The sequence below is a fragment of the Acidobacteriota bacterium genome (assembly GCA_003225175.1).
Lineage (GTDB): Bacteria > Acidobacteriota > Terriglobia > Terriglobales > Acidobacteriaceae > Gp1-AA112.
In genome coordinates this window covers 127,653-140,555 of sequence record QIBA01000028.1, presented here as the reverse complement: position 1 = coordinate 140,555, position 12,903 = coordinate 127,653, and the positions used below count along the sequence as shown (strand labels likewise).

Annotated in this window: 12 protein-coding genes and 1 pseudogene; 9 read left to right on the top strand and 4 right to left on the bottom strand. The window is 56.3% G+C overall.

What is annotated here, in order from left to right:
• Positions 1–30: 30 nt before the first annotated feature.
• Positions 31–939 carry a ferrochelatase gene (gene hemH / locus DMG62_01660; protein ID PYY24819.1) on the bottom strand — a complete coding sequence of 303 codons (909 nt, stop codon included), beginning with the start codon at positions 937–939 and terminating at the stop codon, positions 31–33.
• Positions 940–941: 2 nt separating this feature from the next.
• A complete protein-coding gene (hemE, locus tag DMG62_01655) occupies positions 942–2,009 on the bottom strand; it encodes a uroporphyrinogen decarboxylase (GenBank protein ID PYY24818.1) in 1,068 nt (355 codons plus the stop codon).
• Between the two features lie 84 nt (positions 2,010–2,093).
• Here hemE and DMG62_01650 point away from each other — a divergent pair, with 84 nt between their 5' ends.
• Complete coding sequence (locus DMG62_01650) at positions 2,094–3,209, top strand: hypothetical protein (GenBank protein PYY24817.1); 1,116 nt, start codon at positions 2,094–2,096, stop codon at positions 3,207–3,209.
• Between the two features lie 147 nt (positions 3,210–3,356).
• Entirely contained in the window at positions 3,357–4,397 is a 1,041-nt protein-coding gene (locus tag DMG62_01645) for a phosphohydrolase (GenBank protein ID PYY24816.1), read from the top strand.
• A gap of 34 nt (positions 4,398–4,431) precedes the next feature.
• Here DMG62_01645 and DMG62_01640 read toward each other — a convergent pair whose 3' ends face one another.
• A complete protein-coding gene (locus tag DMG62_01640) occupies positions 4,432–4,641 on the bottom strand; it encodes a hypothetical protein (protein PYY24815.1) in 210 nt (69 codons plus the stop codon).
• A 93-nt stretch (positions 4,642–4,734) separates the two neighbouring features.
• On the opposite strand from DMG62_01640, the gene trpE reads away from it, so the two are divergent.
• The 4 genes from trpE to DMG62_01620 all read left to right on the top strand — a co-directional run bounded on the left by trpE (position 4,735) and on the right by DMG62_01620 (position 8,886).
• Entirely contained in the window at positions 4,735–6,204 is a 1,470-nt protein-coding gene (gene trpE, locus DMG62_01635) for an anthranilate synthase component I (GenBank protein ID PYY24814.1), read from the top strand.
• A 100-nt stretch (positions 6,205–6,304) separates the two neighbouring features.
• Complete coding sequence (locus DMG62_01630; protein PYY24813.1) at positions 6,305–6,874, top strand: aminodeoxychorismate/anthranilate synthase component II; 570 nt, start codon at positions 6,305–6,307, stop codon at positions 6,872–6,874.
• Between the two features lie 10 nt (positions 6,875–6,884).
• Entirely contained in the window at positions 6,885–8,309 is a 1,425-nt protein-coding gene (locus DMG62_01625; GenBank protein PYY24812.1) for an amidase, read from the top strand.
• A gap of 67 nt (positions 8,310–8,376) precedes the next feature.
• The gene (locus DMG62_01620) at positions 8,377–8,886 is read left to right on the top strand and encodes a transporter (protein PYY24811.1); all 510 of its coding nucleotides are present in this window, start codon (positions 8,377–8,379) and stop codon (positions 8,884–8,886) included.
• 123 nt (positions 8,887–9,009) lie between these two features.
• On the opposite strand, the gene DMG62_01615 is transcribed toward DMG62_01620, so the two are convergent.
• Entirely contained in the window at positions 9,010–9,468 is a 459-nt protein-coding gene (locus DMG62_01615; protein PYY24810.1) for a hypothetical protein, read from the bottom strand.
• Between the two features lie 224 nt (positions 9,469–9,692).
• Here DMG62_01615 and DMG62_01610 point away from each other — a divergent pair, with 224 nt between their 5' ends.
• The 3 genes and pseudogenes from DMG62_01610 to DMG62_01600 all read left to right on the top strand — a co-directional run bounded on the left by DMG62_01610 (position 9,693) and on the right by DMG62_01600 (position 12,724).
• Entirely contained in the window at positions 9,693–10,631 is a 939-nt protein-coding gene (locus DMG62_01610) for a cysteine synthase (protein PYY24852.1), read from the top strand.
• Positions 10,632–10,668: 37 nt separating this feature from the next.
• Positions 10,669–11,136: a hypothetical protein gene (locus tag DMG62_01605; GenBank protein ID PYY24809.1), complete on the top strand. Its 468-nt coding sequence runs from the start codon at positions 10,669–10,671 to the stop codon at positions 11,134–11,136.
• Between the two features lie 67 nt (positions 11,137–11,203).
• Positions 11,204–12,724 (top strand): annotated as a pseudogene (locus DMG62_01600) (molybdenum cofactor biosynthesis protein MoeB).
• Positions 12,725–12,903: the final 179 nt, after the last annotated feature.

The following is a 12,903-nucleotide window of genomic DNA, read 5'->3' as shown; positions in this document are numbered from 1 at the left end:
ACAGCGATGAGAGAACGCGGGGACTGGAGGCTAGGCTGAAATGTAGGAAGCGCCTGCGTGCCGCTCCAGCCGCTTCCGCACCAGATCGGCTAAGGCTGCGATGAATGTTGGCGAGTCATTGAGAGACTCGGTGCGCCAGGTCTTAATACCAATTTGGGAACCGTACTTACGGAATCCGATATCGATGTCGTAGAGCACTTCGACGTGATCGCAAACAAATCCCACCGGTTGAATCAACGCCTGCGAATATCCTTCGTCCTTCAAGCCCCGCAGGGTATCTTCAACAGTCGGCCCAATCCACGGACCACCAGACATTCCCTGACTCTGAAACGCGAATACCCATTGCGAATCAGGTATCCCCGCCTCACGCGCTACGAGTGCCGCCGTCTCTTTAGCTTGCTGCTCATAGGGATCTCCCTCCGAAATTGTTCGCGCTGGAACACTGTGGGCTGTAAAGATAACGACAGTCCCTCTGCCAACTCTCGCGAGAGCAGCCTGCAAGCGATCTGCGAACGCTTCAATGAGCCGGGGATGATCATGCCATGAATCCACGAAGTCGATTGCCATTCCGGCTGCCTCTTTGAAAGCCGCATTGCGGTAGAGACCAACGCTGGTACGCGAATTCTGCGGAGCCAGACACAGCGTCACCACATGGGCAACGCCATCGGCTCGCATAGCTCTTACTGCCTCTGGAATATCTGGCTTCCAATTGCGCATGCCCACGTACACCGGCATTGACAGTGCGTCGGAAAGCATTCTCGCCTGATGCATGGTGATCTCGGTTAGCGGAGAATGTCCGATCAAACCGTACCGGTGCGAGACTTCCTGAATGACCAAATCGGGAATTGGACGTCCGCCTGTGACATTGCGCATGTACTCGGGAATCTCCGACACATTGTCTGGAGTCCCGTGAGCCAGCAGTAGAACAGCCGTCTTCATTGTCAGAATGCCACGCTCGGAGCGCGCGCATGGCTGCGCTTCGCGCTGTAGGCGTGTACTTCCTCTACCAGGGCGATCACATTTTCAACTGGCGTTTCAGGCAGAATCCCATGCCCAAGATTAAAGACATGACCAGCACGCCCGGAAGCCCGGTCGAGTACATCACGCGCCTGCCGTCGGACTTCGGCCTCCGAGGCGAACAGCACCACGGGATCAAGGTTCCCCTGAACTGCGAAGTTATCGCCCAACATCTCAAAGGCATCGTCGATCGGGATCCGCCAGTCGATTCCAATTACCTCCGCCCGAGTTTGCTTTATCGAGGGCAGAAGTGTGGCCGTGTCGGTTCCAAAGTAGATGATGGGCGCGCCAGTCGCCTTCAACTCCGCAACTAATGCCTTGGTATGCGGCAGGACGAAGCGAGTGAAGTCCGCCGGCGAAAGACATCCTACCCAACTATCGAAGACTTGCAACGCGTCAGCGCCTGCATTTACCTGCTCGGTCGCGTATTGCACCAGCACGCGCGAGATGCGCCGCATAAGCTCATCCCAAGCTTCCGGATCGCTATACATGAGGCGTTTGGTCTCGACATAAGTACGCGATCCTCCGCCTTCAATCATGTAGCTCGCCAGGGTGAATGGAGCGCCGCAGAAGCCAATCACCGGAAGACGTGTGCCGAAGTGTCGAGCTACCAGGCGCACGGACTCCGCCACGTAACTCAATTCGGCGGCTCGATCGGTCTTGAGCTGGGCGATGCCGTTGGCATCGCGCAAGGGAGAATGAATCTTGGGTCCATCGCGCTCAGCAAACTCAAAGTCCAGGCCCATCACTGCCAAAGGCAGTAGCAGGTCGGCAAATATAATGGCAGCATCCACTCCCAGGCGCTCAGCCGCAGTTATCGTTACTTCGGCTGCGAGCTGTGAGTCCTTGCATATCTCGAGGATCGTGTGCTGCTTACGTACCTTTCGATACTCAGGCATGTAGCGCCCCGCCTGACGCATGAGCCAGACCGGCGTAACCTCCACCGGCTGCCGGCGACAGGCGCGAACAAAACGTGAATCGGGGGCCGACATAGATGTTGAGGGTATCACGTGAAAAGTGCCGTTCAGAAGCACCGGTCCGCAGCGCTGGAGGGGTAAAATGGAGTCAGCCTTCCTATGAAACACAAGTCCCTGCTCAATCTTTTGACGATTCTGCTGTTCGCCAGTTCTCTCACCGCCGACACGGTAATCGAAGAGATCATCGCCCGCGTCAACAGCTCGATCATTACCCGTTCTGACCTGGCCAGGAGCCGGGAAGAGCTTCAACAGGAGCTGAAGCAACAGAACGTTCCCGGCACGGATACGCGAGCTAAAGAAAAAGAAAAAGATGTCCTGCGTGACTTGATCGATCAGCAATTGCTGCTGGGCAAGGGCAAGGACCTGGGAATCACCGGCGACACCGAGCTGGTGAAGCGGCTCGACGATCTGCGCAAGCAGCTCAAGCTGGAAAGCATGGACGACCTGGAGAAAGAGGCGCAGAAGCAGGGCGTTTCCTTCGAAGACTTCAAAGCTGGCATTCGCAATCAGATCGTGACGCAGCAGGTGATCAGTCACGAGGTTGCTCCGCACATTCAGATCACGCAAAAAGAAGTTGAAGACTATTACAACGGGCACAAGGCAGAGCTGGAGCAGCCTGAGGCAGTCGATCTGTCAGAGATTCTCGTCTCGACCGGCAGTGCGAACCTAAACGTGGATCCCAACGCAGCGCCGCCGCCGGAAGATCCCGCCAAGGTTAGCGCCGCCGAAGAAAAGGCCAAACAGCTCCTCGCAAGCATCAAGAGCGGTACAAAGTTCGAAGACGTAGCGAAGAAATCCTCCGACGGCCCGACGGCTGATCAAGGCGGAGAACTCGGTCAATTCAAGCGCGGAACCCTCGCCAAAGAATTGGAAGATCTCACCTTCAAGATGAAGCCGGGCGACGTCTCAGACGTAATCCCCACAAAACAGGGTTTCGTAATCCTCAAGGCCAATGAACACGTACAGGCTGGAATCGCACCCCTGAAGCAGGTCGAGAATCGCATTCAAGAAGCCATCTACTACGAAAAACTTCAGCCTGCGCTGCGAACATATCTCACAAAGCTTCGTGAGGATGCCTACATAGACATCAAGCCAGGATTCGCCGACACCGGCGCCAGTCCAAATCAAACCAAGCCGATCTACACCACAGCATCCGCTGCCGACACAAGCCCCGCGAAGAAAGGGAAGAAGAAAAAGAAGCTGGGGATTCTGTAACAGGCAGCGATTAGCAATTAGCGATTAGCCAAACCAAACCTGGCAGGGACGCGAGTCCCTATAAGGGCAATTTCGGTATAGCTAATTGCTAATCGCTAATTGCTAATCGCTGCTCTTGAAGTAGAATCGCTTCGTCCGGACCAGCTCATGAAGCAGTTCTTCGTCAAAGACGCCGCCAGCCAGGAAAATCAAGTCATCACGTCATCCTTCCTCGTCTCCTCCAAACAGATCAAGCCCAAGAAAAGTGGAGAAATCTATCTGGCGCTTACACTGTGCGACCGCTCCGGTCAGATCGACGCCAAGATGTGGGACAACGTCAATGATGCGGTCGACAAATTCGAGCAGGACGATTTCGTCAAGATCCGGGGCCTGATCAACAAGTATTCGAGCCGCTACCAGCTAACCATCCACAAACTGCGGAGGATGGAAGACGCTGAGATCGAGTACTCCGATTACTTGCCCAAGACTAATAAGGACGTTGACGAGCTATGGCGAACCCTGGGCGCTTATGTGGCGAGCTTCAGGAATGACTACTTGCGATTGTTGCTTGAGGCTTTCATGGGCGATCCGCAAATCGCGGAGGCATATCGCCAGGCGCCGGCTGCGAAGTCATTGCATCATGCGTTTATCGGGGGATTGCTCGAACATGTTGTTTCGCTCATGAAATTGTGTGACACGGTCGCCCCGCTGTATCCGCACATCAATCGCGACCTTCTACTCGCCGGCGCATTCCTGCACGACATCGGTAAGATCTATGAGCTGAATTATCAGCGCTCATTCTCGTACACGACGAAAGGCCAGCTACTCGGCCACATGATCATCGAGCTTGAGATGTTGCACGAGAAGATCGTTTTGGTCCCGGGATTTCCCGCGGAACTCAAGGTTCTGATCGAGCACCTGATCATCAGCCATCACGGCAAATACGAATTCGGCTCGCCCAAACTTCCAATGTTCCCTGAGGCGCTCATGCTGCACTATCTCGATGATCTTGATTCAAAGATGGAAAGCATGCGCGCTCATTTCGAACGCGATCCAGAAGCGGAGTGGAGCGGATACAACAGTTCATTGGGTCGGACGCTGCTGAATTCAGAAAAGATCCTTACGCAGTTGGCCGCGCCTGAGCAGCCTGCAGAACCTCCGAGCGAACCGGAGGTAAGAGAACTCAAGGTTGCTGCAGGCGAGCAATAGTTCGCAAGGTTCTCTCCGCGACGTCAGTCCCTCGTTACTTATCCACGCGAGTCGCGCTGCGCCACTTTGCGTGCAGCCAAATGAGAATCCCAATCGCGCAAATTTCCAAGGGACCAGACTTCAGATATACGGCCGTAAATCCCTGCACGATGTCGTGAGCGACATAGGTGCCGTGGTAGATGGCCCAACCTACGCCGACGGAGGCGAGGATTGATCCGAAATTTGCTTCCAGCCTGGGAGTCATAAACGCAGGCCATTCCAAAAATCGCGGGTGTCGTTGCGCTCATAGTACCCCAGTTATTTCGGCGCCACGTATAATTTGCTCTTTTCTCTATTGATGCTCCGACCGCAACTCAAAGAGTTCCAGGACCTCGCCCGGACAGCGACTCTCGTCCCTGTCGTCAAGACAGTAATGGCCGATCTGCTCACGCCGGTCTCTGCCTTTCTCGGCATTTCTGCCGGTGAGCAAGAGGCCTTTCTGCTGGAGTCGGTAGAAGGCGGTGAACGCATCGCACGCTACACATTTCTCGGTGTTCGTCCCTACATGGTTCTCGAAAGTCGCGGGGAGCAGGTCAGCATTCGGCGCGGGCGGAGTGTTGAGCGCAATAAAGGAAAACTATTCGACGTTCTATCCAAATTGCTCCGTGAACACCAGCCTGCTGCCTTGCCCGACTTACCGCCATTCAATTGCGGCGCTGTCGGCTTCATTGCCTATGATGCCGTGCGTCAGCTGGAGAAACTGCCGGAAGAGGCGCGAGACGATCTCCAGGCCCCCGACGCCTTTCTCATGTTCTTTGATCGCGTACTGGCGTTTGATCATCTGCGAAAGCAGATCCACATCATCGCAGTTGCTAACGTTCGGGATGAGCAGCCGAAGCAAGCATATGAACGTGCGGTAAAGGACATCGCCGGCCTGGAGCGGAAACTGGCGCGTGGAGTATCGCGGCCAAGAGCACGTCCGCGCAAAGAGAGCTATAAGCTTAAGGAAACCACAGGCCGCAGCACGTTCCTCAAGAGCATCCTGAAAGCCAAAGAGTATATTCGGGCCGGCGATGCCTTCCAGATCGTTCTTTCTCAACGCATGGAACTCGAGCCCGGCGTGCCAGCCTTCGAGATTTATCGCGCACTGCGGATGATTAATCCTTCCCCGTATCTGTATTTCCTGCAGGCGCGCAATTTCCAGGTACTCGGCTCCTCACCCGAGATGCTCGTTCGCGTAAGCGGCCACAAACTGGAATATCGTCCCATCGCGGGAACGCGGCCGCGCAGTCCTGATCTCGAGGAAGATCGTCGCTGGGAACAGGAGCTGCGCGAGGACGAGAAGGAACGTGCCGAGCACGTGATGCTTGTGGATCTTGGACGGAACGATCTTGGGCGGGTCAGCGAGTACGGCTCGGTCCAGGTAAAAGACTTCATGTTCGTCGAGCGCTATTCCCACGTCATGCATTTAGTCTCGGCGATTGAAAGCAAGCTCCGCCCGGAACTTCATGCCATCGACGCCTTCGCTGCTGCATTCCCAGCGGGCACACTCAGCGGCGCTCCCAAAGTGCGAGCAATGGAAATCATCGAAGAGCTCGAGCCCGTCCGGCGCGGCATTTACGGTGGAGCGATTCTCTATGCCGATTTCGCCGGCAATCTGGATTCATGCATTGCGATCCGCACGATGTTCATGCAGGGACGCCGCGCCTATGTGCAGGCTGGCGCCGGCATCGTAGCGGACTCCGTTCCCGAAACGGAATATCAGGAATGCTTGAACAAGGCTAAGGCCCTGCTGCGCGCGGTTGGGATGGCCAGGAATTACGAATGAACTTTCCAAGCTCCTAAGCTCCCGAGCTGCTAAGCTCTGAAAAAGCATGGGTGATAGCTGGGACCAACGGCTCAGAAGCCCAGGAGCTTAGAAGCTGGTCATGATCTTCGTTCTCGACAACTACGACTCGTTCACCTTCAATCTTGTTCAGTACATTGGCGAGACCGGAGAAGAGGTGCAGGTTCGGCGCAATGATCAAGTCACGGTGGAAGAGATCGAAGAGATGGCTCCGCGCAAAATCGTGTTGTCACCAGGGCCGTGCACTCCCAACGAAGCCGGTATCTCACTGGAACTGATTCGGCATTTCGCCGGCAAAATTCCGATCCTCGGTGTGTGCCTTGGACATCAGGCCATCGGCGCTGCATTTGGCGGAACTGTCATTCGTTCTGATCGCATCATGCATGGCAAGACCAGCATGGTGGAGCATGATGGCCGCACCATCTTCCGCGGCGTGAATTCACCCATGGTCGCAAATCGCTATCATTCACTGATAGTCGAAGAGAAGAGTTTGCCGAAAGAGCTCGAGATTTCTGCCCGCAGCGAAGAGAATGGTAAAACTGTGATCATGGGGCTTCGCCATCGCAGTCTTCCTGTGGAAGGGGTGCAGTTCCATCCTGAAAGCGTGCTCACGCCAGACGGCGCCAAACTGATTCAAAACTTCCTGCAGTAGTCCGACTTCAATGAACTTGCACCAACTGCCCGCAACTGAAATGGCAGAACAGGTCCGGCGCCGTCAAATTTCGCCTACAGAACTCGTGGAAGCGCATCTTGCAAGAATCGAGCGGCTCAATCCGAAGCTGAATGCGTTCATCGAATTGCGAATGGACGAGGCACTCGCCGAAGCTAAGGCAGCGGAGAAGATGGTAGAGAAAAGCGATCCGCTGGGTCCCCTTCATGGCGTTCCTATCAGCATCAAGAGTGCGATTGGAGTTGCTGGACTCAAATTCGAGTGTGGGAGTCCTACTCGCGCCGGACTCGTCGCGCAGCAAGACGCGGTTCTCGTTCAACGACTCAAGAAAGCCGGAGCTATTGTCCTCGGCAACACCAACGTTCCCGAGTTGCTTATGGCATATCACACTGACAATCCACTCTACGGACGCACCAATAGTCCCTGGGATCCTGAGCGCACGCCAGGCGGCTCCAGCGGTGGCGATGCGGCGGCCATCGCTGCGGGCTTGTGTGCGGCAGGAATCGGCAGCGATGGAGGCGGTTCGATCCGTGTACCTGCGCATTTCAGCGGCATCTGTGGGCTGAAACCTACCCCCGGACGCATTCCTATTACGGGACACTGGCCTGAGAGTGGCGGGCCGTTTGCTCTGCTTGGCGTCGTCGGCCCGATGGCTCGATCTGTGGAGGACCTCAGTCTTCTCTTTCGCGTGATTGCAGGATTCGATGCGGGTGATCCGATGGCAACGCCGATTCCGTTACGAGAAACATCTGATGAACAATTGCCGAAGCTCACAGTTGGATATCTCGAAGAGCATGCTACAGCTCCTGTGACTTCTGAGACGCGAGCAGCTGTCAAAGCCGCAGTAGCGGCATTGAGGGATGCCGGGCTGCGGGTGGAGCATTTCGAGCCCGACGTTCTCAACCAAGCTCGCGAGCACTGGTGGACACTCTTCGTGCGACTTGCTGCCGAGATGCTCGCACCCGAGTTCAAAGGCCGTCAGCACGAGACCAGCGCGATTCTCACCTACTCCGATCATCCGCCCACGAAAGAGGAGCTTCTGGCCGCCTGGTTCGGACGCGACCAGCTTCGCCTTCGGCTGATGCAACAGATGAATCGAGCACCAGTCCTGATCTGCCCGGTGTGCTCGATTCCGGCTTTTCGCCACGCAGAGCGCGAATGGATTATCTCCGGTAAACGCATCTCCTACATGGATGCGATGAGCTACACCCAATGGTTCAACCTACTTGGAAATCCAGCCGTGGTTCTGCCCGCAGGTTCGTCACCAGAAGGGTTGCCAATCGGAGTTCAAATTGTGGGGCAGCCGAATTCGGAGGAACTGATCCTGAAGGTCGCGGGGGTGGTAGAACAGGCGCTCGCGCCAGCAAAGCAGTCACCTATGATGACTGAAAGCAGTGTCTCTGCGGTCCAACCATAATCGTCCGCGCAACCGCCTACTCGCTCGCCAATTCTAATCAAGCTACCGCAAAATTTAAGGAGGGCTTATGCGAGCTGGAATTGGAAGCTGCGTCGGATCATTTGTTGGCGGAACCGCGCTCGGAGCTGGTTTGATGTACATCCTGGATCCCAATCGTGGCAATGCGCGTCGCGCTAAGCTGCGCGAGAAAGCAATTCGCGCAGTGCACATGACCCAGCGAGAGGCGAATAAGCAATTACGAAACGCGGGCAATCACCTCGTGGGAATAATGCGGGAAGTCAAGTCATCCATTCGTGACCGGTCTTCCGAAATCTCCGATGACATACTCCTTGACCGCGTTCGCGCTCAGCTCGGCCGAGACGTTCGCCACATGCGCATGCTCGACTTCACCGTGGAGGACGGATGCGTAATCGTCGCCGGCCAAGCACTTCGCGGCGAAGCGGACAAGATTCGCGGCAGACTGAGAAAGACCAGAGGCGTGCGCGATTGCGATGTGCGGGTGGCCGAGGTAAGCCAGAGTGAGATGGAGCGTCTGGCTGGCGGACGAGGCTTCAATCCTCAGCGTGCGGCGTTGTAAGCGATACACACGTCGATGGGAGTCCACAGTGTCCAGCGAACTGGAGATCGTAAGACTTAAAAACGAAAGTCCGGCCGCAGGCGGCCGGATCCACGTTTTTTAGCTTTGCGTATTCCCTATTGCCTATTGCTTATTGCCGCTTTTCTTTTCCCAGGGGCGGACAGGCCGAACCGACGTAGGATCGTCGCGGTCCTCCACGCGGTCGTACATGTAGCGGTCGCTGACGGTGCCGAGGCCTTCATTGTAGAGGCTGATGGAGCCGGTAGCCTCCTTCAGCTCCTCGGAAAAGTTGTGGATAGCCTTCAGGTGATCGGCTGTGGCGGGGATTTCCTTCTTTGTGGTCTTCAGGAACTTCTGGTAGCCTTTGTCCACCAGACGCGCGATCTCGCTGCCTATCAGGTATCCCGGTTTGGCAAAGAGGCGGACGCCGCCGTCTTCGTCGCGCTGGATCGCTGCAGAGACGTTGTATTTCTTCAGGAAGACACGATTTGAAACGCCGGGCGCCTCAAGAACATCGAATTGATGATCTCGTAACCAGCCGAGTGCCTGGTCGTATGTCACAGCTTCAACTTTGTTTGCCATCGATCTCGCTATGTCTTCCAGCCCCCGTTCGCCTCTGTCCTGCGAGCTACGGAAGCTCAGGTTTCCGGCTGTTGTGCTGTAGATAGCCAAGCCTGCCGGTTTGTTGCCCCGCCCCGTACGCCATCATTAGACTTTTAGGAACGGTAAGCGGCTACTTTCGCATACGACTGAGGGACTGAGCAAATTACGTGAGTGCGATTACGTCCCAATTAGCGCCGAAAGCGATACGCCAAGTGCTTGGAAAGACACAACTTGAGCGCGTTGGCAGTACGCCCTTGGTGCGCCTGACGAGGATCACCGGGAGCCTGCCCAGAGTCCAGATTCTGGGCAAGGGGGAATGGGCGAATCCCGGCGGCTCGGTAAAGGACCGTCCAGCCCTGAATATCGTTCGTGAAGCCGAGCGCAATGGACAGCTTGGCACTGGCCGTACCCTGCTCGATGCCACCAGCGGGAATACCGGCATCGCCTATGCCATGATCGGCGCGGCACGTGGATTCCCGGTCAAGCTTTGCATGCCGTCCAATGTGTCGCTCGAGCGCAAACGCATCCTGAAAGCGTATGGCGCGGAGATCGTCTGGACGGATCCCAATGACGGCTCCGACGGAGCGATTCGTCAAGCCCGCGAGCTGGCGGCCAGCGAGCCGGACAAGTACTTTTACGCCGACCAGTATTCGAACGATGCCAATTGGCGTGCCCACTATCACACGACAGCCAACGAAATCTGGAGCCAGACTGAAGGACGCGTCACGCACTTCGTGGCGACCATGGGAACCAGCGGCACGTTCGTCGGATGCACGCGACGCTTGCGTGAACTGAATCCGAAGATCAAGTGCATCTCGCTCCAGCCGGACTCGCCCTTCCACGGACTCGAAGGTTTGAAGCACATGGCGACGGCCATTGTGCCGAAGATCTACGATCCGTCGCTGGCGGATGAAGATCATGGCATTTCCACTGAAGCTTCATACGCGATGCTGAAGCGGCTTGCGCGAGAAGAGGGACTGCTGGTTGGGATTTCGTCGGGCACGGCAGTGGTCGGGGCTTTGGAGCTTGCCCAGCGGCTGGAAAATTCAGGATGGATTGCGGAGAACGGCGAGGCGGTGATTGTGACGATCCTGTGCGATTCGGCTGACAGATATGTGAGTGAGCGACTATGGGAGGAATGAAGGAACCAGGTGATGGCGTCATCGGGTGAAGTCGGCAATGCTTAGGATTTCCCAAATCGAATATAGCTCGATCCGCCGGCACGGCGAAGAAACGTACCCGCACGAATGCTGCGGGGTGCTGCTCGGGAGTTCAGATGGCGAGACACGCAGCGTAACCAAAACAGTGCGTTGTGGAAACACGCGTTCTGACTCGCCGCACAACCGCTATCACATCGCGCCGCAGGAGCTGGTACGCATTCAGCGTCAGGGACGCGAGGCAGGCTTCGAGATCGTGGGCTTTTACCACTCACATCCTGATCATCCCGCGCGCTGGTCCCAAACTGACTTGGCAGAAGCGCATTGGATCGGCTGCTCGTACGTGATTACCAGCGTCGAGCACGGTCAGGCGAAGATCACAAATTCGTTCGAGCTGGCGGGGGAGACGGAAGAAAACAAGCACTTCGCAGACGAAGCAGTAGGCGTAATGGCCGAAGTTGCTGCGATTGCAAATGAATCGACTGGATAGACCAAATCATCCATCTATTTCTCGGGATTTTTGTGAAGTCTCAAATTGAACAACATCGGCTGAAACCATGAAAATTTTCATCCCAACTCCATTACGGCAATACGCAGGCAAGCAGGACGCTGTGGAGGTTTACGCGTCCACGATAAACGATGCGCTGTTCAAGCTCACTAGCACGCATCCCGATTTGAAACGGCATCTCTACACCGAGGACGGCAAGCTGCGCGCCTTCGTGAACCTGTATCTGAACGATGAAGATGTCCGTTATTTATCAGAGAAAGAAAATACTCGAGTGAAGGAAGGAGACCACCTCTCAATCATCCCCTCGATTGCAGGGGGCGTGGAACAGGACTTACTTCACCCGATCACCCGATGGCCCGATCACCCGATTCGCCAGGCTGCTCGGGACTCCAGAAACTAGGACCCAATGGCCACCTCCACTCTCGTATCCAACGCACTCAGTAAAGACGAAATCCTCCGCTACTCGCGGCACTTGATCATGCCCGAGGTCGGCATGGAAGGTCAGCAGAAGCTGAAGGCAGCCAGTGTGCTCTGCATAGGCACCGGAGGGCTCGGCTCGCCGCTCGCGTTGTATCTCGCCGCCGCGGGCGTGGGCACGCTCGGTCTTGTCGACTTCGATGTGGTGGACTTCACGAATCTGCAGCGGCAGATCATTCACTCCACCGCAGATGTAGGACGCTCGAAGCTTGACTCCGCCACCGACAAAATCGAAGCGATGAACCCATTCGTCGAGGTTCGCCGATTTGATACTCGCCTCAGCAGCGACAACGCCATGCGAATCTTCCGCGACTTCGACATCATCGTCGATGGGACGGACAACTTCCCCACGCGGTATCTCGTGAACGATGCTTGCGTGCTCAGCGGCAAGTTGAATGTCTATGGATCAATCTTCCGCTTTGAAGGCCAGGCCAGCGTCTTCGGCGCCAAAGATGGCCCGTGCTACCGCTGCTTATATCCCGAGCCACCACCGCCGGGATTGGTGCCCTCGTGCGCGGAAGGCGGAGTTCTCGGCATTCTCCCCGGCCTTGTAGGCCTGATCCAGGCGACAGAGACGATCAAGCTGATCCTCGGCGCTGGTGACCCGCTCATTGGACGTCTGCTGCTCGTTGATGCGCTGGGCATGAAATTCCGCGAACTCAAGCTGCGCAAAAATCCTGACTGCCCAGTCTGTGGCCCCAACCGTACCATTACGGAACTGATCGATTACCAGGAGTTCTGCGGCATTCGCGGCGAAGAAGCTCCAGTAAGCACGACGGCCCCCGAGATTCAGCCGGAAGAACTCAAGCGACGCCTCGATGCCGGTGAGGACATCTACATCCTCGATGTCCGCGAGCCACACGAGTATCAGATTTGCAATCTCAACGGGCACCTGATTCCACTCGGCGATCTGCCGAAGCGCATGAACGAACTCGATTCCAGCCGCGAGATCGTCGCCCACTGCCGCTCAGGAGTGCGCAGCGGCAAAGCCGTTGACTTCCTGCGCCAGGCGGGGTTCCGCAAGGTGAAGAACCTGGCAGGCGGAATCCTGGCGTGGGCAGATAAGGTGGATACGAGAATGCCAAAGTATTGAGAGCGCCTATCGTTGAGACGTCTACGCAGGGCTCCCGCCGCTGGGCTGCGAGAATTCCGCGCTGCGCGCTCTTGTCGTCCCAGGAAGTTATGTCTGGTTGCGTAGGCCGATCTTGCAACCCTTGGACTGGCGAATCCAACTTCTCCAACGGTGAGAACGAATTCCACATCTTGATGAAC